Origin of the sequence: Natronorubrum halophilum (assembly GCF_003670115.1) — an archaeon.
Taxonomy (GTDB): domain Archaea; phylum Halobacteriota; class Halobacteria; order Halobacteriales; family Natrialbaceae; genus Natronorubrum; species Natronorubrum halophilum.
In genome coordinates this window covers 1-22497 of sequence record NZ_QQTY01000006.1, presented here as the reverse complement: position 1 = coordinate 22497, position 22497 = coordinate 1, and the positions used below count along the sequence as shown (strand labels likewise).

The 22497-nt window shown below is 53.3% G+C and carries 13 protein-coding genes and 4 pseudogenes; 4 read left to right on the top strand and 13 right to left on the bottom strand.

Features of this window, described 5'->3' with window-relative positions:
• Window positions 1-268: 268 nt before the first annotated feature.
• Window positions 269-589, bottom strand: coding sequence for a hypothetical protein (locus DWB23_RS23250; RefSeq protein ID WP_162989900.1), 321 nt, complete (start codon window positions 587-589; stop codon window positions 269-271).
• A 225-nt stretch (window positions 590-814) separates the two neighbouring features.
• On the opposite strand from DWB23_RS23250, the pseudogene DWB23_RS21275 reads away from it, so the two are divergent.
• A pseudogene (locus DWB23_RS21275) lies at window positions 815-1488 on the top strand (IS5 family transposase); the annotation flags it as partial.
• 66 nt (window positions 1489-1554) lie between these two features.
• On the opposite strand, the gene DWB23_RS23245 reads toward DWB23_RS21275, so the two are convergent.
• The 12 genes and pseudogenes from DWB23_RS23245 to DWB23_RS21220 form a co-directional block, all read right to left on the bottom strand.
• Window positions 1555-2787 carry a chymotrypsin family serine protease gene (locus DWB23_RS23245; protein ID WP_162989899.1) on the bottom strand — a complete coding sequence of 411 codons (1233 nt, stop codon included), beginning with the start codon at window positions 2785-2787 and terminating at the stop codon, window positions 1555-1557.
• 122 nt (window positions 2788-2909) lie between these two features.
• Window positions 2910-3309 (bottom strand): annotated as a pseudogene (locus DWB23_RS21270) (transposase); the annotation flags it as partial.
• A gap of 30 nt (window positions 3310-3339) precedes the next feature.
• Window positions 3340-3432, bottom strand: a pseudogene (locus DWB23_RS21265) (IS6 family transposase); the annotation flags it as partial.
• A gap of 278 nt (window positions 3433-3710) precedes the next feature.
• Complete coding sequence (locus DWB23_RS23240; RefSeq protein WP_162989898.1) at window positions 3711-4157, bottom strand: hypothetical protein; 447 nt, start codon at window positions 4155-4157, stop codon at window positions 3711-3713.
• 547 nt (window positions 4158-4704) lie between these two features.
• Window positions 4705-5994: a phage NrS-1 polymerase family protein gene (locus tag DWB23_RS21260; RefSeq protein ID WP_455429445.1), complete on the bottom strand. Its 1290-nt coding sequence runs from the start codon at window positions 5992-5994 to the stop codon at window positions 4705-4707.
• Window positions 5995-6312: 318 nt separating this feature from the next.
• A complete protein-coding gene (locus tag DWB23_RS21250; protein WP_121744800.1) occupies window positions 6313-9366 on the bottom strand; it encodes a TraM recognition domain-containing protein in 3054 nt (1017 codons plus the stop codon).
• Entirely contained in the window at window positions 9356-10543 is a 1188-nt protein-coding gene (locus tag DWB23_RS21245; RefSeq protein WP_121744919.1) for a hypothetical protein, read from the bottom strand. The genes DWB23_RS21250 and DWB23_RS21245 overlap by 11 nt, the downstream gene beginning before the upstream one ends.
• Window positions 10544-10547: 4 nt before the next feature.
• Window positions 10548-13841: a VirB4 family type IV secretion system protein gene (locus DWB23_RS21240; protein WP_121744799.1), complete on the bottom strand. Its 3294-nt coding sequence runs from the start codon at window positions 13839-13841 to the stop codon at window positions 10548-10550.
• A gap of 5 nt (window positions 13842-13846) precedes the next feature.
• Entirely contained in the window at window positions 13847-15058 is a 1212-nt protein-coding gene (locus DWB23_RS21235; protein ID WP_121744798.1) for a hypothetical protein, read from the bottom strand.
• Window positions 15059-15748, bottom strand: a complete 690-nt coding sequence (locus DWB23_RS21230) for a hypothetical protein (RefSeq protein ID WP_121744797.1) — start codon at window positions 15746-15748, stop codon at window positions 15059-15061. It abuts the gene before it with no gap.
• A gap of 175 nt (window positions 15749-15923) precedes the next feature.
• Entirely contained in the window at window positions 15924-17681 is a 1758-nt protein-coding gene (locus tag DWB23_RS21225; protein WP_394341765.1) for a hypothetical protein, read from the bottom strand.
• 48 nt (window positions 17682-17729) lie between these two features.
• Complete coding sequence (locus tag DWB23_RS21220) at window positions 17730-18098, bottom strand: pilin (RefSeq protein ID WP_275086331.1); 369 nt, start codon at window positions 18096-18098, stop codon at window positions 17730-17732.
• Window positions 18099-19467: 1369 nt separating this feature from the next.
• Between DWB23_RS21220 and DWB23_RS21210 the strand changes: the two are divergent.
• The 3 genes and pseudogenes from DWB23_RS21210 to DWB23_RS21200 all read left to right on the top strand — a co-directional run.
• Window positions 19468-20579: pseudogene (locus DWB23_RS21210) on the top strand (transposase); the annotation flags it as partial.
• 184 nt (window positions 20580-20763) lie between these two features.
• A complete protein-coding gene (locus DWB23_RS21205; protein ID WP_238717536.1) occupies window positions 20764-21861 on the top strand; it encodes a hypothetical protein in 1098 nt (365 codons plus the stop codon).
• Between the two features lie 89 nt (window positions 21862-21950).
• Entirely contained in the window at window positions 21951-22475 is a 525-nt protein-coding gene (locus tag DWB23_RS21200; RefSeq protein ID WP_121744795.1) for a site-specific integrase, read from the top strand.
• The last annotated feature ends 22 nt before the right edge of the window (window positions 22476-22497 follow it).

The following is a 22497-nucleotide window of genomic DNA, read 5'->3' as shown; positions in this document are numbered from 1 at the left end:
TTACGTAGGTGAATCTCTTGGCAGTGATATCCAGACTCTATGCTTAGTTTTTCAACGCTGTCTTCTCGAGGATAATCGTTACAAATATGGCACACTCAATCGGTGTCGAGTGGACAGCGCACGCTTGCCTGGCTGATCAGGTTGGCGTGCGCATTCGATCACTGTTCAAAAACTCCATATCAGAAGAACGCGTGATGTTCACCTAGAGTTCTTCGAAGAACTCCGTTCAATTCAATCTCAATCTAACAGTGCCTCCGATAGAGAATAGTCAAGTTAGTCCCATTATATATACACGGTAGAGTTCTCCATGGTAGCGGATTATGATACCTGGATCATTGGGTACCCTATCAACCCCCTCTGTTGCGTCCACGAAGCGTCTACTCTCCCGCTCATCAATTTTTATAGAAGACTTGTTCGCTGTCTCATTTGCTTCAGCGAGTGCCTGTTGAAGTCCGGTCAACTCATTAAAAGGATCAGAAGCGGCATCAACGATAGATATGTCCTTTGTTATACTTCTTTCTTCAATAGGGACAACGACTATCCAGTTATCCAATTCGGTATCTGTCGATGTAGTGTTTGAATCACTCATGATTGGTCTACCTCAGGAACTACAACCCGAAATAATGATTAGTAATATGAATATAAGCGCTTGAGCATATGTCTTATAACTCTTTAGCCCCATTGAGATTAAATAAAGCATCATAAGAATATAATACGACAAGCTATTTAAGCTTTTGTCTCTGGTAAATTGCATGAGTACGTAGACTTTGACCGTTAGAACTAGGAAGTTGAAGCGGGAGGCTCCTATTTTTCTGTGTTAAAGATCTCCTGCTTCACTGGGAAAGTGGTGACATTGGCTAAAATTGTGTTGGTGGCCAAGGCGAATCCGCCGCCCCGCAGGGTGGCAGCGGATTCGCCGACTACGCCGTCGTTTCGCTGCATTGCTTGCGGATTTACTTGGAGAAATCCCACTGCGAAGCGCTTGATCACCTGAGCAAGATGCCACAAATACTGGCGGAGATCGGTCTTGAGAAGGCCGATTTCACTGACCACCTGACGCTAGTGAAGGCGTTTGACAGGATCAAGATCGCGGTCTGGTGAGTGCTGCTGCGTCGATAGGCGCAGCAGCACGAGCCGTCTGGCCATGCAGCGATAGACATGACGTTTTTCGACCGCGAAAACACCAGCAAACACTACTGCCAACGGACGAATTACCGTGCAGATGCTCAAAATAACTGCTTATCGATACAGAGTCACAAGCTGTCCTTGACGTTCACTATACGACCGAGAAATATCACGACACCCGACTCGACTGTGCAACTTGCCCGCCGCAACGCAGTCAAGTTGCACTGCCGAGCTACTGACAAAGGCTATGATTGGCAGCGATTACGCGATAAGTTAAGGGAAGAACACGTGAGATCGCTAATCAACCATCATAAGTTCTGTCCCATCGATCATGCGCATAACACACGGATCGATGCCGTGAGATTGTTCTATGTTTCACCACGGCCAAGTTCTTGTAACTTCACTATTCATGCGCAAAATTTAGTTATTTCATGACGAGCCTTTGATCACTTCAAATCCAAGTTCATCTTGCAGATGTTCTATCGAATTTCCACCACTGTATCGGAATCCACCGCTGTATATGTCATTGCCCCACGATTGTACACCAACAATGGATACTATACCGTCATCGTAGGGCTCTTCATACTGCGTGCCACCTGAGTCACCTGTATCACAGTTGGCGGTGTTGCGAAACGCATAATTTGATGGATAGATTTTATCCACATATCCATTAGTTCGACCTGATGTTCGACCTTGGAGATTGACGGTAGCAGAACTATCCCCTTCTAAGTTATAACGTACATGGTCCCATGTCGTAATGCCACCAATAACTTTATTTCCCCCTCCTGCTAATTCATATGACACATCTTTATTGTCCAACCGAATAGTTGCACCATCTAACTGGACATCGCCATCGCTTGATTCAAATTCAATATCGTCACCATAACCAATTTGATGTTTATCATTCCAATTATCTGCTGGTTGCATGGCATCATCACTACCGCCCGTTTCAGCAAAGCAATGGCCTGCTGTAATCATCACATATTCGTCATGTCGGGTACTATAAGCAGGAGTAGCTAATGAGCAGGCTGGTGCTGATCCTGGGTAACCTTTAACCTCAAATTGACACCCCCCAACGAGCGGCCGGTACTGATCGTCGTAGTATGCTGTTTCATGTCTTACCTCTTCTGTCACATGTACCGGCATTGTAATGGTCTCTGTGGAAATATCTAGGTTCTTGCCAACAGTCGCAGATGATTTTCCAGAAAATTGAGACTCGAGTTCCTTTAAACTAATATTTGGCTTAATATTTATTTCTTCTCCGTCAGGATTCGTTCGGACAATCGTTGTATGAACGAGTTCAACCTCTTTCTGGTTGTCGATCGTTGTGATTGCTGGCCGTATCATTCCTCCTTGATGATTTTTATTAAGCTTCGTTTGAAGTTTCTCAGCCACTTTACATGCTGCCTCCACTTGTGTCCATTCTTGGCGAGAGATCGTGTTAAAAACTGCTTTTTTTCCACTTGGTATTTTGGAACTATCATCTATACTCTTTGCTTCGTAGTGTGAAATATATGGCACATCTTCTTTTGGGTTTTTGGTGACGTTAGCCAAAACTCCTTGACTGAGCGCTGGAATTGCAGCCCCAGAAACTCCAAGCCCTGCCAGAGTGTTCATGTAACGGCGACGCCCCATCTTTTCTAGTTCATCATTGTCAACCATAATGTCTTCATATCTAATTTATACTGCTAGGTATTATAACTTTCTATTGAAAATATTTTCACATTATCGGATTTGCCCTAAATAGTTGGCTTTGGTGAATCACCATACGGCGGTTGATTTGTCTATGTTGCGGCACGCTTGATATTGTGAACGACACGTTTCAAGACGAGTTCACGAAATTTCGGTACCAGCTTCGCGCATGCACGGCATCGCCGAGAGTGCGTTTAACCGACGAGAAGACTGTCTCACATATCGACCTTTGACGGTAGATAGGGCCATCGACCCGCACGTTATGCGCGTGGTCAATAGGCCGGAAGGTGTGAGCTTAATTAGCGGTTTTATATCCTCTTTCCGTAATTTCTCGCATAATCGCACCCAATCATAGCCTTTGTCGGCTACGAGGCTGTGCAGGTTGTCTGTGTTGCGGCAAGCGACCTGCCAGCTGGGTTGTGTATGATGCGTTTTCTCGGTCGTACAGTAAACGTCGAGAACAGCTTAAGATTCTGTATCAACAAGCGCCGTCGGCGGGTCTGGAACGCTGTCAACCAGCTAATGTACCCAGTGCCAGATTGCTTGGTGAGGGCGGTTAATACCGAGTGAATCAAGAGTCGCTTGTGTCTCTCGAAGCGAACAGCCTAACGGGTGTCGTCGTAGGTCTAGTCCCAGAAGAACGCACTTCGTAGTACTTCTACGAAATCGAACTTCCCTGCGTACTTGGGTGAGAAAGTAGATACTCCCGTTGTAAGTCTCGCCATTGATGGTGAACGTGAAGTACCTGTCTGGTCGAATGGTGGTTCAGTAGGTTGATATATTGATACTATTCGATAGCACGAGAAACGTCTTATAAAATAGTATGCATCTTGACGGAACTCTGAGTGAAGGACATCCGATAAGCACAGAGCCTCTACTGAACAATCCAAAGGTTAATCATTTAGTGAGGATATGATTGTAGAACTTTGAATTACCGACGGTAATTGGCGTCCTCCGGCGACAAATAACAATACTCCGCCGAAGACTGTAAGATACCAGCCAAGTCCCGGAACGAATGTGGTGTTAAATCCGGTAAGCGACGAGCCAGATAGATAAAACACACAAAACAACACAGTTCCTACACCCGTTAGAAGCGTGACTATGGACTGTAACCGTTTCCGTGAACTGACTCTACTGAGGAGGACAAGCCCGACTAAGCCGAGTAAGGCAAAGTCGAATGCCTCAAATCCTGTGTTCATTCCGGGGAGGAGGACTGTCGGTATCTCAGCGTCTGGGGGAAGATTCGGGTTAGTTTTCAACCACGGGAGGTACGTCCCGACTGAAACGGTCATTATACCTCCACCGACCAGAATTCTGTCACGGAGCGATGGGTTGGTCATGGTTTCTCTTAAATGGGGATGACTAAAATCTTTGTGTATGCTCAAACTCGAATTTGACCGATACACACCTACTGAACAAATTTCGCTGAGTATCTTATCTGGGATATGCGACGCTTCGTCAGTCGGACGAAGCCCTTCAAAGTCAGAATCTTGGTCAGTGATCAGCGGATGGGTGGACCATGTTATCTCATTTTTTGATGCAGGTTCGGTGGAGAATATCTGGAAATAGGATTACTTAGAAGCTATTGGTGGCAGAGTCCTGTTTCTTGATCTTCACGGTTGCTAGCGCAATGGATGCGCGCTGGCAGATTGCCATCAACAGCGAAAACCTGTAGTACCTCTCGTTTCCATCTTCGAATACAGTATTTTTCTGCCCACTAATCACAATGAGAGTACTGGAATCAGTTACAAATGATCCACATCTCGAGCAGCCGATTGCTGATATAGGTCACGCAATACATTGTCGGACCTAGTTGGTTATTGTCATCATTGAACTCCTCGAGGGATGAGGAGTCGATAAACTCAATGGAGAGCGTTAGAACAAGCCTCAATTGTCGTCTCCGACGAACCGCCGTGCACGGCCCCAGATCGAGTTGCCGTCATCGGCACTTGGCTCATCCATCTCGGGGCTCGAAGACTGATCACGACACTCGAGTGTCTCTTGACAGTCACTGAGAGCCTCCCGAAGCGCTTCGTTAGTCGCCTCGAGTTCGGCGATACGTTCGTCTTTCTCCTCGAGTGTTGCCTCGAGATCGTCGACGAGGTCAGTCAACAGTCGGTTTTTCTCGACCAAATACGCATAATTTTGCGTTGGTTCGTCATGACTGCCAGCGGTCGACGACTCGCTCTGTCTGGAACTCGCTTCACTCGAGTCCTCTCGAGCGTCCGGATCGTAAAACTCGGAGGTGTTCGCAATCGCTCGTTCGATGGTTTTCTCGCCGTACGTCGACCCATCGGCGTAGTGGACTTCGTCCCATTTGTCGCGGAGAAGCCCTGATTGGCGGAAGAGTCGGTCTACTCGAGTGTGGTCGCCGCCAGTCCAGAACGCCAGCAGACAGCACAGCGCCATATCGGCTTCCGACTGGCTCTCGTACCCAGCCATGTTCCCGTTCCAGAGCCGCTCAAACTTCTCACCGTTCGACGCATTCTGGGCTTTCTCGAGCAATTCTTTGTCCTCGAGGTCAACATCACCTGCTGTGTCCGTCGAAGCCTGATCGTCAGTCACGCCACGGTACCCTGACTCGGACGTTCCATCGCTCTCACTATCTTGGACATATTCACGATGAATCGCCTCGAGTGCATCCTGTCGACGAGCAACGTGACCGGGCATCTCCTCGAGGCTGTCACCAGTCACGGTGAAAAACCGGGCAGTATCATACAGTTCGATACTTCCACGTCGATTCCGTCCGTCCGGGAGTTCACCCTCGATGAGCACATGAAACCCAGTTCCCGAGGGCGAAATCTCCGTATAGGAATCGAGGCGCTCAATAATGTCCTGTGCTGCATCTTCGGCGTCCCTAGTCTCTGGATTTCGGCAGTCATCGAGATCTACACCAACGATGGGATCATCGTCAGTAAACACGAACCCGACGCCATCCGCATCTCCCGAATCGGCGTACTCGAGCGCCGTCTCGATCGACGCCCATGTATCCGGATCCGTCGAAGACGCAAATTCACCACTTCCCGGTGTCACCGGGATCTTCGTTGGTTTCCCATCTCGAGACTCTTCTCGCCAGCAGACCCACTGGTCACGCTCACGTAATTGCTCGGGGAGCACCGAGATCGTGCTTTCAGACACCACTGATCCGCCTCCTACTGCGCGTCCATTTGGTCGCATACCACTCATCAGTATGCTGATAAACGTGCCATAGGCTGGTAGACTGTTCGTGACCCTGTCCAACGGATGCAACCCGTTGTATACTAGTTGGTTTTGCTGGTGAATTTACCCTGAACATCGCCTCCGTACTGCGGTTTTGCCCTGAACATTTTCCAATTCCTTGACCTGAACGGAGAATTTGCCCTGAACAAATTCGACTATACGGCCGATAATGGCAGATATACCGGTTGACAATTGTATTTCGGAATTTGGGCTGTGGAGGCGAGATTTTCACCGGCTCAAGTGTCTGAATTAAATCCATCTTTCTGACAGTAAATCTCACTCAAGGAATTCTGATCCATCACTGGTCAGATTGATACCGGTGTAGACAGTCACCAGATCGTCGCCGTCTCTGGCCCGATTATCCTCATAGTCGACGACGTTCGAAAGCTTCCGACCGAACCAGCTCGCGTTTGTCCCATCAATATCGTGCTTGTCGGTCCAACTCGAGTATGCCTGAAACAGTGTTGCCTTCGGTACCTGTGCTTCCTCAGCCTCCCTGATGTACATCGCTGCAAACGCTTCGATACCATCACTATCTGGGTCAATCTCCACTGACTCCTCTACCGACGAATCCGCTCCTACTGATGGGAACGATCCCGATGCTTGGGGAAGTTTATCTGAAGAAGTATCCGTCCATAACTCTCCAGCGTCCAATGATTCAGGCAACTCATGTGTCTCGCCTTGTTGGAAGAGTACAGGAACCCCATCTGTGGGATGGATCAGGATTAGATAGCTATCACGCGAACAATCCGGATCTGGCAGGTCGACAGTGGGACGGAACGGCCGTTTGATCGGCGTCCACTCCTCCTCAAAGTCGTCTCTCGAGTCGTAGACCTGGTTTTCTCCAGCCTCGTAAACAGTATACTGGCCGGTTTCTCGGTCATGGCTATAGTACGCTGGCACACTGTCTTTCGAGAGTGGTCCCTCATCTGGAACGCGGGCAAACTCTGTTTCACCGTCTGAAAGAACGATTTCACCGTTCTTTCGTGTCCAAACAGTTCGGTTCGTCTCAGACGTCTTGGGCCGAACGGCAGTGACACCACCGTGAGCGGTCGCACCACCTCCGAAAGTCAGGACCTCATCACGATTGTAGAACTGTTCGGTACCATCGGCCCGCTCTTGCAGCGGTGGCGAGAGGATATTCTCAACTCGAGTCGCCCACTCTGTCTCGGAGTCACCAGGACGGACGACGAATATCGGAATCCGATCCGCTTCGTGGGCTCGCTTGAGATTCTGCAAGACTTTCACGGGTCGGTCCGGCGTCGTCGTCTCAGCCTCGATGTTGAATACGGCGTCGTGATCGGGGTGGGTTGCAATTGCGTCGGGCTGCTCGCTTCCATCCTGCTCAAGAATTTCGACACTGAATCCACGTTTGGTGAGTGCTGTTTCCGTCTCGAAGAGGACTGCATCGTGACTTGAGCCACCAGCTGATCGAACAGTACCCGTCTCGGGCTTGACCAGCGTTTCTCCATCATCAGTGAGCCGAACCACGATGTCGTCGTTCTGCAGCGTAACCTCGAGCAACCGGGATTCCTCACGAATGTCAGGCAAGTCTTCGGGTGCAACGTCGATCTCAGGCTCAGTATTCTCGAGACGGGCCGCGAGTTCCTCGTCGACGATAGTGACATCGACCCAGCCATTTTCTGTCCGCACATCTTCCCGGATTTGGATTGCACGAACGGCTTTCGCCATCGTTTCCTCGAGAATCTGCTTGGGGTTCGCTGCCTCGTTCGAATCACTATAGATGAGATCCTGCAGAATTTCAGCATCCGTCAGCGGATCAGTCCCATACCGCTCGAGACTCTGTTCGATGATTCGATCGACAGCATCCGTCCCTCTGAGAGGCGGGTATGGCGGAAACGTCCGGATCAAGACCGGTTCAGAGTAGCGCCCTCCAGACAGTGGGATCCGCGTCCAAACTTTGAACTGGTCGGTGGTAATAAGATCTTCGGCCGTGTAGTCGCGGAAGCGTTTCATCAACAACTCGGCATCGTCGCTGTCGTTGACCGAGAACGTGAGAAGATTATCACAGTTGTTCTGCATTGCTTTCAGCGTGTCCTCGTCAAACTGGGAGGGATACTGCGAGGCCAGGGTCACCGACAACCGCATCGACCGAGCACGGGCTAGCATCGACTCGATATCGAGATTGTCGCTCGCGATATCGTCAAACTCGTCACAGAGAACAAAGTAGGGTTCTGGATCGGTATCGAGTTCGTACGACCGCCGCTGAATCGCACTCCACAAATTCCGCATCACGCCGAGGGTGACCATCTTCTTGATATCCGTGTTCTCAACGGGCGTTCGGACGATGACGATCCGATCGTTATCGATGATATCACGGAAGTTAATCGTACTCTCGCGATGAGCGATAATCCGGCGAATCACCGAGTTCTCAACCCAGGACTTGATCCGTTTCAGAAGTGGTCGAATCGTCTCCTCTTCCATGTTCGCGATCTCGAGACAGAACTCACGGATATAGGGATCCTCGACATCGAGTGCGAAGTCTTCGCGACGGTCGGCGTTGAGCAGGATGAAGTACATATCGATGACCGAAAACGGCTGCTCTGATTTCATCATCGCCCGAGCCATCGACTCGGTGATCGCCTCCATGTTGATGCCCCAATAGTCGGACGTATCGAAGACTGCTTTCAGGTTCTCGACCCGGTTTTCGATCTCGTTCTCGAGTTCCTCAGTCGTCTCGCATTCTGGTACTTCAAGAAAATTCATCCCGACCGTGTCCTCATGGGTGGTCGACCCGGGCTCGATCCAGATCACGTCCTCAAGGCGATGTTTAGGGAGCATTCGGAGGAGTTCACGGGAGTCTCGCCCTTTCGGATCGAAGTACGTGAAGCCGTAGCCCGAATACGCCCACTGCACCATCATATTCAGGAGCTGAGTCGTCTTTCCGTAGCCGGTCGTCCCTGCGATCCAGTTGTGCCGAAACAGTGAGTCAAACCGGAGCGGGGCCTCACGAAATCCAGTCTGAGGATCTTCCGTGTAGCCGACCCAGAGTGGGGCCGGGGCATTGTACATCCCAGCTTCGAACATCTCTCGAACGAACGGGCCTGCGACCGTGCCTTCGCTGGCTGTTTCCGTGAGGATCGGCTTGCCACCGATGCGAGTCGTATTTTGATCGACGATCTGGTATTGCTCGCTGTCGGAGTTTGGTTGCTGATCAGGAGACGACTCAGAAACAGCGTTCTTGGTTTCTGTCTGGTCGTCACTACCTGTGGAGGGGATATCTTCACCGGATGCATCATCTACTGGTTCGTGCTGACTATCACTACTCGAAGACTCCTCACCGGATCCGAAGAACCGATCAAACACCATCGAATCCCTCCTGCTCTCGAGTAGAGCCGTCAAAGGTGACTGCCGTCTTATCCGGCACAGCTGGTGTCTGCCCATCAACCGGCGATTCGTCAGATGGGTGTTGAGACCCATCCGACGGGAGCCGATCGCCACGTTGGGTGTATCGCCAATCGATCTTCGGTGTCTCAATCTCAGCATTAGGGATGTGTGCGACACCGGCGAGTTCGTCGACGGTCATGATCATGCGGCGGTCGATCCACTCGCGATCGCGCATACGATAGAGGAACCGTCGTAGTCGCTCGGCTCGTTTTCGCTCTTTGCGATGCCAGACTGGGTTATCGTCCAGCCCTTGCTCCGTGATCGCGTTGTAGTACTTCCTGAACATCCCTGCAACCCCGCGGGCTCGAGCCTCGGCTTCGTCCTGTTCACTCGAGGCAGCAAGAACGCGGATGTTGACGTGGAACGCCTGTTGCCCGCGTTGCTGTTCGATCGTTTTCGCTGCTTGCTTGTCCTTCTCGCTTGCCGGTCGGGTCCGAGGGTTGAGCCATCCCACAGAGGTTCCTTGCCGGAGTGCGTGTGCGAGTTCGTCGACGCTATTGTGCTTGAACCGATCACCCTCGGTCCACGATTGCTTCGCGGGTCGAAAGACGACCTGTGTGACGACTGTACTCTCGTCGAGCGAGAGCATCTCGCTGGTGATTTCGCCGTAGGGGTCCGTCTCGAAGCCTTCGCTGTTGTGATGGCGGATCGGGTAGTAGGGAATCTTCTCCATCTCGAGCCACGCACCAGCGACGTACTGGTCAGAATCAATAACTGGGAACGCATGGCCTTCCTCGACAGGGAAAATTTCGCTGTTGGCGTAGTTGTTCCCGACCCGACGGCGGAACTTGTCTGCGGCTGCCTCGGTAGCAGCATGCATATAGAACTTGATCTTCCCCTCATCGAACCAGACCTCGAACGAGTGGTGATCGCTCGTGTTCTTCCCACGGAAATTCGTCGTCACATCGTGGACCGATTGAAGGACACCTGCCCCATCCACGACACCGTTGTTCTCCTTGTAGGGGCGGATTCGAAGGAGTAGTCCCGGCGTGTCTGCTTGCTGCTGGACGAACGAGTCCTGCTCTTCGAACTCGAGTTGCGTCGCCTCGTACTGTGGCGATGAACCGAGCATCTTCGTGAAACGATTGAGCGTAGTCATGGTCTTAGCTGTCATATTCGGGTCCAATTGTTCGCTGTTCAGTTCTACCGTCAGTCTGGATCGGTGCCTCTTCGGATTCTGTATCCGATTCGAGAGCCTGTTCAACGACAGCATCGAGGACCTCCGCTTTCGTGAGATCCTCTTCAAGGAGTTGGCTCGCTGTCTCTGCTGTGAGATTGAGACGGGTCGCAAGAGCGTTCTTCTGTGCCTCAGTTTCGACGAACTCTTCGAAGGCGAGCAGTTCCGCCGGCTCGTCGCTAATTGCCTGCTGGATGAAGGCCTGGTCCTCTGGCTCGTAGTCGATAACCCGCTTCTCGAAGTCGTCTGCGACCACGTGCAAGGGATAGGTGCCGTGCTCCTCGACGCGAACGAGTGATTGACTGTAGCCGAGATCTTCTTTCCCAGCGTCAGCACCTCTGACATACTGGCGCTGCTCTTTGGTCAAGCCAATTTTCTCGGCCGTCCGATCGTCGAGTTCGGGCAGTTTGTGGAAGACTTTGATCGGGCACATCCCAATGATCTTCTCGGCCTGTTCGGTCTCGTAGAACTCCTGAGCGGTCTGAGAGAGCAATACCATGCGAAGGCCGGCGTGGCGTTGGTGGCGGAACGCCGTCTCGAGGAAGTCGAGATTGGCCTGATCCTCGAAGAGGTAGTGGGCTTCGTCGATCGCGAGTTCGACATTCCGTTGGGTGTTCTTGGCTTGCTGGTAGATCGTCGACAGCAGCAGTTGCATCAGGAACGTCTGGCGGTCGATCCCCGAGGCACTGCCTTCGATCTGGCTCAGATCGATGTAGACGACCTTGTTGTCTCCCTCGAGGATATCGATCTCTGAGCGATGAGAGAGGTTTTCGTAGGAGCCACCCTCACGAAAGGGTTGGAAGGCAATCGCGAGTTCGTCAGCATACTGTGCAGCACGCTCGCGAGCGGATTCGGATTCTGCGATATTGTGCTCGTCCGGATTCTCGGCGATATCACAGAGGATTCGGTGGACGTCCTGCATCGTCGGCGAGTTCTCCGACGTATGCGTCGAGACGTTGTCCTCGACGATCCCAGCCTGTCGATAGGCTTCGTCGATCACATACGAGAGGACACCCGTCTCGGCTCCGAGTTCGATATCGCGCGCTTCGAGGAAGTTCTCGAGGACAGCGTAGACCTCGTCTTTTTTCGCCGAGAGGGGAGAGATCCCATCGCTGGACTCAAGCACGTGTTGGGGCGTCTGACGGATCTCGAGCGGGTTCAGTTTCGTATCACCACCGACAGTGATCGTCTTTGCGTTCAAAGCATCGGCGATCCCTCGAAAGCCACCAACGGGATCGATAAGAACGAGCATTGTATCGTTGCGGCGTTTCATCATCCGCAGGTGGCGCATGATCCCACCGAACGTCTTCCCGGCACCGGGCATCCCGACCACGAGTTCGCTATGCCCGGTCTCGAGCTCCCACGGGTTGATACGAATCGGAGAGCCGTTATGGCCGTGATAGCCGTATTCAATCCCGTCGTCCATCATCTGGTAGTTCGACGAGAAGGGGAACATCGCGCCAATGGCTTGGTTGGTCAGCGTCGACATTCGATCGCGACCAAGTTCGTTCCGTCCGAGTGGTGAGACTGTAGCGAGACCTCGTTCTTGCCATCGGCTCGCGACTTTGAGCGTACAATTGGCTGGTGCATCTTTAATAATCGAGCGTAGCCGAGTCGTCTGATTCTCGAGTTCTTGCTGGCTCTCGGCTGCGAGTCGAATGAACACACCACCCCGGTAGAACGAGGCTTTGTTCGCTCGAACGAGCGAGCGCATGTACTTCGCCTGGTCGATGTCTTCTTGCAGATCTTCGGCTTTGAGGCTGTTCGAGTCGTGCTGGTTGATCTTCAAGTCCGAGATCCAATCTGCCATCATATCCTGCGCTGACTGGCTATCGAACGGATCGAGGTGGATACTGAGATCCGTCTGTAGATCGGTCTCGAGCAAGAGCCGCTCGAGGAGTCCATCCGACGGTTCTTCGGGGAACTGCTCGATCCAAAACGTGCGAACGAACGTCTCGTCATTGATCACGGCGTAGGTTGTTTCCCAATCGATCGTCGACGGCGCAATAACCGACTGGTGCATCGTCGACGTGTCTGGAAGACGATTCTCCGAAGAGACTGATGAGGCGTCGTCTTCTTCATCGAGATCCTCGAGAGAGTACTCCCAGTCCTCAGATTCGTCACCACTGTCGTCCATCGCACCGACGACATCCTCGGGATCTGGCGTGGCTGGAACACCGTCACTAATCCCATGAGAAATAACTGGAAACGTCCCAATCGCACTCGTCATATCAGCATAGTCTTGCGACTGGCACGTCCAGTACTCCTTCGTGACTCGAGCGAGGTCATACGCGTCGACGGGGCTGATCGAACACCGATAGAGCGACGACCCACCACGTCGGAGTTGCGCGAGTCGCGATTCTAGCTTCTCTTCTTTGAGTTGGTCACGTCTGGACTCACTCACCCCCTCAGACTGAAAGCGACCGAAGAGCCGCCCAAGTGCTGGTACATCTGCAAGGTAAGCTAGAACGCTGTCACCGGTTTCGTCGAACTGCTCGATGTCGCTGTCGGTCACCGCCGTGATGAGATAGTACTCACGGATTGTGGTCGTCTCAGAGTCCAGATCTCCGTTTTCGTTAGTATTAGCTGCGACGTACTCTTCGAGAAGGCGTTTCAGGACTGGCCGCGAGCGAACGTCAGCATCGCCAAGCCGATTTTGATGTTCGCGAACGACGTCGTCGTGATCAACTTCGCGGCTGGTGATGTAGATCTTCGCGGGAAAATCGACAGTCGAATTCACGAACTCCGAGAGTGACTGGACAGCCTTCGCCCAGGCGTCATCATCCTCGAGGGCCATATTCGCCGGCTCGACTTTCATGGCTCCGACAAGTGCACCGTCAGTTCGTTCGATCGCGTGTGGGTACACTCGATTGAGGCGGGTCAGATAGCGAACTTCGCTGTTGTCCTCCCCGCCATGTGTGTACTCCTTGTTTTTGATCGCCCACCCGAATCGAGCGACGAGCCACTCGGTGAGCCAGAGGTAATCGGGCTTGACCTTGTGAAGCAAGAAGAGGAGAATCGTGCACATACATCCGAATCCGAGGATCGGGATCGTGAGCGCGGATGGAACGAACGTCGCTGCGATGACGGTGACGAACGCGACTGTGAGAAACAGCATAAGTTCGCCAATCGTGTAGCCCTGGAAGAACGCTGTCGTGCCGCCCAGCGATTGGTGAATCTTTCGTGCATTGTATTCGCTATCGGCTGTGTTCGAACTCATATCGATCACCACCTCGAGACCTTTTCTTTGGTGTTTCTGAGCCCTTGCTTAGCTTTGGCCGATGTTTTCCGTGTAGCGCGTTTGGCGTCATCTTTGGCTTTGTCGCGTATTCGTCCTGAATCCGATTTCCGCAGTGTGTTGTACTGACTGGCGTGCGCCCTCGTCGCGTTCGCTGATTTACCGAGTTTGTACGCTTTCGAGTTACTACTCCCGAGTTTCGTCTGACCGCTTTTCGTTACCGGGCCGAATTTTCCGTTTGCGTAGCCACGATGAACGTTTCGAGCGCCGCGTACGGCACTCCCAGACGCGGCTTTTGCTTTACTGGCACCAGCAGCAGCCGATGCCGGATTTGTGGCGGTAACGCTCTTCTGAGCGATCGTTCGAACGGCGGGGCTACTCCAGTAGACGGTCATGATCATCGCAATAACCGCTGCGGGAATCAGCGTCAATCCAATGAGTAGCGAAAAAAGTTCATTTTGGCCGAGTGTCTCAATACCACCGACTTCCCACCCAATCCGGAAGAGAAGCGCCGCTGGAACTCCAGCAAGGATGAGGCCAGGATAAATCCCTGCTACTCGACGGGCCATGTTCGCAGCTGGTGTGAATGGCCAGGCTTCAAGCGCCCAGATAACCCCCAGAAGCGGCATAGTGACCGTTAGCACGAATATTCCGATCCATCGGAGAGCAACGACGAATCCAGCAACAACTAAGAAGAAATTTGAGATGACAACCATCGCGAGGATTACAAACGTCCCTCCAAGAGTCGCTTGAATAAGTCCGCCAAGACCTGCGGACATATCTTCTATTGGAGCGATCGTTGTCCCAATTGCGTCGACAAATTGCAACGGGATCGAAACTAACGGGAACCAAACGAACGTTCCCATGAACACGATTCCGAGACGTCTCATGAGTCGCTTCCGACGATACGCACTCATCGACCCTGCGCGGAGCCCGATGAACGAGAACGAAATAATCACCATCATAATCGCCAAGGGCATAATATACGCCAGATACACATCCTGATACAAACTTGCCCATGGCTCTCCACTTGGAGTTCCAACAACGATATACTGAGAGTTAGATTCCGGCGCCGGAACACCGACGATGGGCTCCAAGAGCGCTCCGTAGATATCGTTTACTAGCCCAAGAATTGCGTCGGTGAGCCTCTCAATAACGTTTTCAATCGCATTTTCAACTTCGTTTTGGAGCCATGCCATCTAATCGTCACCTCCATCAGATAGCGATTCACCTGGGCCCTCCTCAACGATAGTAAGATCACACGATTGTTCCCCACCATACTCGATTTGCTGTGTGTAGGATGGATCTGATCCTACTTGGACGACAGCTGTCACTGTCATCGGTTCTGTCCCTAACTCGCTACAGTCCAGTGAACCTCCTGCACCACTTGTCTGATAGATTTGACCAAATGAATAGGCAGTCGTCTCTCCGGGCGGCAAGCGTATCTCATGGTGATACGAGACTGTATCGTCTCTACCTAACTTGGCGGCCGGTGCGCCTTTCCACTGAAGTTCTGTAAGTAAGGAGGGAATCGTCCCCACGTTCTCTATAACAACTGCCGCGTATTCATCCCAGACTGGTGAATTCTTCTCCCAGTCCATATCTGGATTCTCTGCCGCCCAGAGCACGTCGGTGATTGTGCACTCTGCATCGAGCGTGATCGTCGTCGAGTCAACCGGTTCATCGGCTTCACGATTCTCGAGGGCGACGAGTTCATACTCACCAGTGTCGATATCGTCTTCAAACCTGCCGAGGATATCGAATGAGGCTTCGGTGTCGTCATCCTCGAGACGGGCTTGATCGAATAACTCGCCATCTGGATCGACGAGGTTGATGAATTTGGCCGAACTCTCTCCAGTCACTTCGACCTCGAGATTCTCGTCGTTCATCTCGACGTTCGCGAAGATATCGCTGTCTTCGGTGTCGAGTCCAGAGCCATCCGCCGAACTATTATTTGAAGGACTTGAGGGAGAATCCGACGTACAACCTGCGAGGACGGCGGTACTGAGTCCGATGGTGGCAAGGACTGATCGGCGAGCGATACGACTCTTGTGAGTTGGATTGTTATCTGTCATCGGTATCTGTAAGTCCAAGAAACGTGCCGTCTGTCAGGCAGTCAAACCCGTAGACAGCCAAGGAAACTGGCAGGAACCAGAGCAGCGTCACGAGCGCTAACTCGACGAGTTGAGCAAACTTCGGATACTTCGGTGGGATCTTTGCCCGATCCTCTGCAGTAGCGTACATCGTCTCCGCACGCCACCAATCCTCGGCAACGTACGTTCCATCGACCAAGAGCGATGGTCGCTCCTCAAGTTGGAGGCGGGCCATCCCACTGGCGTTGAGGGGAGCCGACTGGTTGCCGACTTCCACGCGCCCAGTCGTCACCGGTTCTCCAGTCGCGTTTTCCGTAACTACTGCTTCGACGACCGCTCCCGAGGAATTGACCTCGAGAACGGTCAGGTTGAGATTCGTTTCGCGAACGGTCCCTTCGTTCTCGAGCGAGACTGATTGTGACTGGCCACGAACGATTCCGTGAACGGTCACTGTGTCGAACGAATCTGCTGCGAGGGATTCCGATTGCAGTGCAACGGACGACGTATTTACGTACTGATCGACAGGCGTAACGTCGATGTCGTCACCGAGGGATGGGGCCTCATGTTCACTCCCCCAGGTTGCTTCGATCTCGAGTGGTGGTTCGACAGTATCGGCCGCGCCACCCGCCACGTCTGGTTCCGCCTGCATTGGTACCGCGTAGAGTTGCGCCGGACGAACGGTGGAATTCGCTCGAGTCGCGCCTGATTCGGTGCGTGAGACCATCGTGTGCCAGCCGTCTGCGCCTGCGGAATAGAAGCGCCAATTCCCGCGAACCTGTGTGTTGTCGTCGATATCGATCCCTGACCAGACGGTACCCGGGTGAACGACAGCACCGGTGCGGTTGTCATCGGCTTCGAACGCCATCTGGTTTCCATCGGCGGTGTCGACTCGATTGACGGTAGTGTTGACCGAGTCAGTTACTGTGAGCTGTTCGGAAGGGTGGTTGATTTCTGTCTCCCACGAACCCTCACAGGAGTCCGTGCTCTGATTATACTCGTCACACGTCCGCTCCTTCTGACGAAGTTGAGCGGAGATCTCTGCTTCAACTGCTAGCGTTGGGTCGCCTGACAGACTGCTGTACTCGAGGGACGACCGATGGCTTGCGTTGGAATCGAGTTTCAGACCATCTGCCTCGAGGGTGACACTCTCGAGATCGGTCTCCTCGAGCGACCATTCGTCCCGTACTGGTCCGCTCTCACTGTCGTCTGGCACTTCGACTCGGTAATCGGATATCGCGAGAACCTCACCCTCCGGCGCGATATACGTCGTTGACTCGTTCCCCGACTGGAGAACCGTCGACGGATTGACTGCAAAGATGCTACTGTATGCGTCTTTGATGAAGCGTCTATTCTCAAGGGCTGCTGCCTCGGGGTGGATCGATGTCTCTTCATCACCAGCGGCGTAGTCGTCGAAGTCACCGCTATTCCAGCGTTCGACATCCTCGATTGGGTCGTCGAACAAGTAGTCCGTCGATCGCGAGAGGTGCTGTGAGAACTCCGCAGGCGAGGACGCATTCTCTGTTAGGTCATCACTCGAGAGGTTCGCCTGATCTGTATCTTCCGACCACAACAGCTGAAATCGCGACTCGTTGACACCATAATCAGGGCCGTCCACGGGGAGCGCTGTACTCGAATTCGTCTCTGGTGAGGCAGATGCTGTAGTGTTCATCAGCCCAATGGCGAGACTACTCGTAACGAGGAGGACGACAACGATCACCGGCCGGAGCATGGTCATCGACAATATGGTGTGGGAGGTCGTGTTCGGATGTGTTAGGATCTAGAACGGCTTGACACAACTGGAGAAGTTGAATCCCATCTGGCTTCCGACGTTGTCGATGAGTTCGGGCGAGATAAGGGCGAGGACGATGATTCCGAACCCAATACCCGACATAACCAGCCGCTCTTTGGCGGTATTCTTCTTCTCGGGATTTCCTCCGGCACGCATGTACGAGAGGCCTGCCCGGCAAACGTAGAAGCCCGTTGCAGGGAGCCCGAGTCCGGCAATCGCACCGAAGACAATGGTGATCCCGGTTTCGACGCCAGTCCCACAGTAGACATCACCCACATCCGACTGGGCAGTCGCTGAGCCAGTCATAATGACGAGGAATGCCATCCACATGGCGATCGAGAGTACCTTCGGTGACATTCGGACAAACAGGGATCGGAATTGCTCCGAGAACGTGGAGTGCTCATCAGGACGTTCGGTAGACTGTTCGGCGGAATCGTGATGGGGGCTATTACTCATATGGGGCAATTTCTGGGTGTAGTGCGTGAAGCCGTGGCTGGTCGTCCTCGTCGTTGGACAGCGATTCAATCAGGCCCTCGAGATCGTACTTTGTACCATGAATCACATCGGTAACCAGTACGTCCCAGTCCTGAGGGGTGCTCTTGCAACTGGTCAATCGTGTAATCAGTGTGTCTCGGACAGATCTGGAGACAATGGTGTTGCTACTCCACCTGAGTAACACTGCGTTGGCAGATATGACCAGAATTCGTGTGTGAACAGTATTGCGCAGCATTATTCTCTGATCTAATGTCAGCACTGAATACTCATTATTGGTATTACATAATAATTACTATTATGGGTGGTGGTTGATGATTTATCATCTACTGAGAGTTATCTATCGAGATTGGCTATTAGAGAGGTTAAAACATAAATTAATTAACTTAAAATGGTTAAGATACCAGTATAAACCCGCTGAAACGGCCCTTTCTGCTGGAAGACCGGACACAATTGGGTTGACGACTCGTTCGTGGGGTCCGGAAAAGAGTGCTCTCGCTGCGGTGCATTCGATGATGTCGATCACGAATTTTATCAGTGAGCAGCACTCTTCGCGATCGGCTAATCAGTGGTGCAATTGCTGTGTTAGTCACCGCTATCGGATACTACGACATAGTAGGCGTATCTTCCTGGGATCTACTCGCGTTCGTACCGAACAGCTTGCTCCTTGTGCTGGTACTGTTCGCTGCAGTGGTTATGGTACAAGGATGGTGTGGCTTTCACCCACTGATTCACGCCCGAAGCGATATTTCACGGAATAGAGACGCTTTACACGGCCGGCTGTGGTGACCGGCCAAGCGTGGACGATGGGAACCATGGTCCCCGCTCACTTTCGCCGGTGGATTCACGATTCCAGAGTCCCGACTGTTGCCTATGTTCTATCCCCGAACCCAACGGTTTCGCGGTCGCTCCCCACCCGGTCGCCCCGAGTGGACGGTCTCGACAGTCGCCCGACGCTCGAGTAATCACTCGGAAACGACGTCGTGCGCTGTCACCGGGCCGACGTCGCGCTCGACGAGTCGCACTATTTCGTGACGCTCACTCGAGAGACGCCCGGTCGGTTCCAACCCGAGGTTTTCGAACACCTGTCGTCGCCGATGGCGCACATGATCTCATCTGGGAAGTCGACAGAGGAGATTTCTACGCACCTGAGGTGCGTCCACTGAAGGAAGTCGAACCGACGCTTGATGAGATTGATGACGAACCTGAGAACGGTCCCACGTTTACCGATGCCAAAATCTCTCGGACGACCCATCTCGCACGCGATCACACCTTCGAATTGTTCGACTCTGGCCGCGCACAGAACGCGACCTACGAGGACACTCGCTTTCTCGAGTTTCAGGCGTTTCTCGGGATGGCTGGTTGTGGAACTTCGCAGGGTGCAACCCGGTTCCAGTTCCGTCGTGGGACCGAATATGGTCCTCATGGCGACACACACCTTCGGACAGTCAAAAAATTTGACCCCGAAGACCTGATATCCGGGTTTCAAGAAGCGACTGACCGGCTGCTATCGGTCATCCAGTCGGAAGTCACGTTCCGTCGCCCCGTTACGGTAGCCATCGATATCACGACGCTCCAGTATTACGGCGACGTCGAGGGAATGGGGATGGTTAGTGGAACAAAAGACAGTGACAAACGAGCGTTCAAATTTGCGACGCTCTCGATTGTCGGGTGGAATATCCCGCTTGTATTGGCTGTCGAACCCGTCCGGGAGAGCTCGGCATGGGACGAAAACCCACCAAATCGAATTCACAGTGTAGTCCGACGACTTGTTCGACGCGCGCAGGAGCTCGTTCCGATAGAAATGATCTTGTGCGATTCCGAGTTTGACGCGAAGCCGGTCTACCAGACGTTGTCGAATCTCGACGTGAACTATCTCATTCCGAAGCGAACGTACAGCTCCGAGCGGGCGGCTATCGAGAAAATGAACGATGATTGGCAGAACGTAGCCGTGGAATCTGCGACCGTTCATACTAAACGGGGATCGCACGCGATGCAATTTCTGTACGTCCCATCGACGAAAGGAGAGGGTACAGCAGTCTTTGCGACGAATCTCTCAATCGGGCCAGACGAGGCCGAGACGTTTTGTCGCCGGTACAACCGTCGCTGGCAGATCGAGAACGAGTACAAGTCGATCAAGAACGACTTCCTTGCGAAGACTTCTTCTAAGGATTACCGCGTGCGGCTCTTTTTTTTTTCGTCTTCGCAGTGTTACTCCACAACGTCTGGCGGCTCACCGATTTCTTGTTGAAGACGGGTGTCGGATGTGAGATAGACTACGCACCGATTCTCACAGCCGGTGAGTGTGTCGAATTGGTTTGCTCAGCGCAGATACCGCCGGATTAACTTTTACCCAACTCGGGCCGCCCGTCGTGAGTGGCGACACTCTACGAGACGTCGAATTCTGACGCGTTTTCGCTCACTTGCTGAGATCAATCCGAGAAGTATAGCTGAGACCTCACTAACGTGGCCCATTCGAGCCACGATTGGCCCGGAAAACACGAGAAAATAGCCTATCCTCCGAAACTGTGTGAAAAAGGATTTCATCACGCAAGCGAACTGGTTGGTCTGGCACCGACTGACGTGGGATAACGATACGAAAGTCGCCGGGCGCGTGCTCGGCAGCGAGTACCGCGAGCGCGTCGCCGATCTCAACGATGGGGAAGCGTTCGTGCAAACCGACTGGGGAGCAGACCGCGTTGACCGCGTGCAATTCCGACGGAAGCGCACGTTCGACGCGGGTGCGACGCCCGGACTCGAGGATTTCGACCGCCCGGAACTAAAATCCGTCGGCGAGAATCTGGTTTCCGAACTCGAGGAAATCAGCGCCCAAGAACAGCGCCGACAGGACCGGGTGGCACAACTCGAGGCGGAACTCGAAGACCGTGAAAACCGAATTGACGAACTGGAGCAGAAGCTCGAGAGCCAAGACGATATCGCGGCGGCGGCCACCCAAATGGCCGATGCCCTGTCGAACCACGGGGCCGACACGGAGGCTGATACGTCCGCGCCCGTGTCTGAGGTCATCGAGGAAAAGAATCGCTTAGAACGCGACCTCGAAGCCCGCGAGGACCGAATCGCTGATCTCGAACGCGAGGTAGAATCACTCCGCGAGGAACTCGCCGACCGGCCGACGCTCGAGGACTTCGAGACCGCACGGGAGGCGACCGAACGACTCGCGGATGCGTTCGGCGTCGGAACCGACGGCGAATCGGGGAAGTGGAAGCGCAAGTTCGAGGCCGCACAAGAACGAATCGATGAACTGGAGGCCACGCAGCCGACGGTCGATGTCCCCGACGACTACGAATCGTTTGTCGACGACGAGTACGTGCAAGAGGTGATCGACGAAGCGAAAGACGAAGGCTCGCCGCGGTATGTGCGAGCGGTCGTCGCCAGTATCCTCCGCCGCGGTGGTCCGGTCCCGCGCGAGGAAATCGCCCGCGATATCGATATCAAGTCGGACACGAACATCGAGAAGGGAATTAAGCCGTTGGCCGATCGCGGGATAGTGACGACCGACGGCACCGGGCCGGGGAAAACGATCGACTTCGACCTCGAGAACGTCCAAGTGATTCACGAGCAACAGGCTCGGAAAGAGCGGACGGAAGAATTGATGGACCAGTTCTGACGGGTCCACCCGAGACGGCGAGATAATTGGTGATTCACCGATCGGGGTGCGAGGATCGTGTTCTCGTGTGGTTCGCAACTGAGCGAACCATGAACCTCGAACCAATCGACCCGAAAACCGCAGTTGAATTGTACCTCGCCGAGCGCGAGGCCGAAGCGGCCGAATCGACGATCCGCTCGCACGGAGCACGACTGAGCCACTTCGTCCGCTGGTGCGGCGAGCGCGACATCGACAACCTAAACGACCTCACGGGGCGGAAGCTCCACGAGTACCGTCTCTGCCGACGGAACGACGGCGACCTGAAGAAGACGACTCTGAAGACGCAGATGGACACCCTCCGGGTATTTGTCCGGTTCCTCGGCACGATCGACGGCGTCGATCAGGACTTGCACGAGAAGGTCCGATCGCCCGATCTCCGCCCGGGCGAGGGCGTCCGCGAGGTGATGCTCGACCAAGAGCAGGCTGAGGCGGTTCTGGACCACCTCGAGCGGTACGAGTACGCGTCACTTCCGCACGTGACGCTCGCGTTCCTTTGGCACACGATGATTCGGATGGGAGCCGCGCGCTCGCTCGACGTCGAGGATATCCTCCGAGAGTGGGGACAGGATTTTTGAGAGGCTCAATCAGCTATAAGTC

Bases quoted from the DNA above. Each gene is read 5' to 3' on its own strand.
- DWB23_RS23250 (WP_162989900.1), bottom strand. From the start codon at position 589: ATGAGTGATTCAAACACTACATCGACAGATACCGAATTGGATAACTGG.
- DWB23_RS23245 (WP_162989899.1), bottom strand. From the start codon at position 2,787: ATGGTTGACAATGATGAACTAGAAAAGATGGGGCGTCGCCGTTACATG.
- DWB23_RS23240 (WP_162989898.1), bottom strand. From the start codon at position 4,157: ATGACCAACCCATCGCTCCGTGACAGAATTCTGGTCGGTGGAGGTATA.
- DWB23_RS21260 (WP_455429445.1), bottom strand. From the start codon at position 5,994: ATGCGACCAAATGGACGCGCAGTAGGAGGCGGATCAGTGGTGTCTGAA.
- DWB23_RS21250 (WP_121744800.1), bottom strand. From the start codon at position 9,366: ATGGTGTTTGATCGGTTCTTCGGATCCGGTGAGGAGTCTTCGAGTAGT.
- DWB23_RS21245 (WP_121744919.1), bottom strand. From the start codon at position 10,543: ATGACTACGCTCAATCGTTTCACGAAGATGCTCGGTTCATCGCCACAG.
- DWB23_RS21240 (WP_121744799.1), bottom strand. From the start codon at position 13,841: ATGAGTTCGAACACAGCCGATAGCGAATACAATGCACGAAAGATTCAC.
- DWB23_RS21235 (WP_121744798.1), bottom strand. From the start codon at position 15,058: ATGGCATGGCTCCAAAACGAAGTTGAAAATGCGATTGAAAACGTTATT.
- DWB23_RS21230 (WP_121744797.1), bottom strand. From the start codon at position 15,748: ATGAACGACGAGAATCTCGAGGTCGAAGTGACTGGAGAGAGTTCGGCC.
- DWB23_RS21225 (WP_394341765.1), bottom strand. From the start codon at position 17,681: ATGCTCCGGCCGGTGATCGTTGTCGTCCTCCTCGTTACGAGTAGTCTC.
- DWB23_RS21220 (WP_275086331.1), bottom strand. From the start codon at position 18,098: ATGTCACCGAAGGTACTCTCGATCGCCATGTGGATGGCATTCCTCGTC.
- DWB23_RS21200 (WP_121744795.1), top strand. From the start codon at position 21,951: ATGAACCTCGAACCAATCGACCCGAAAACCGCAGTTGAATTGTACCTC.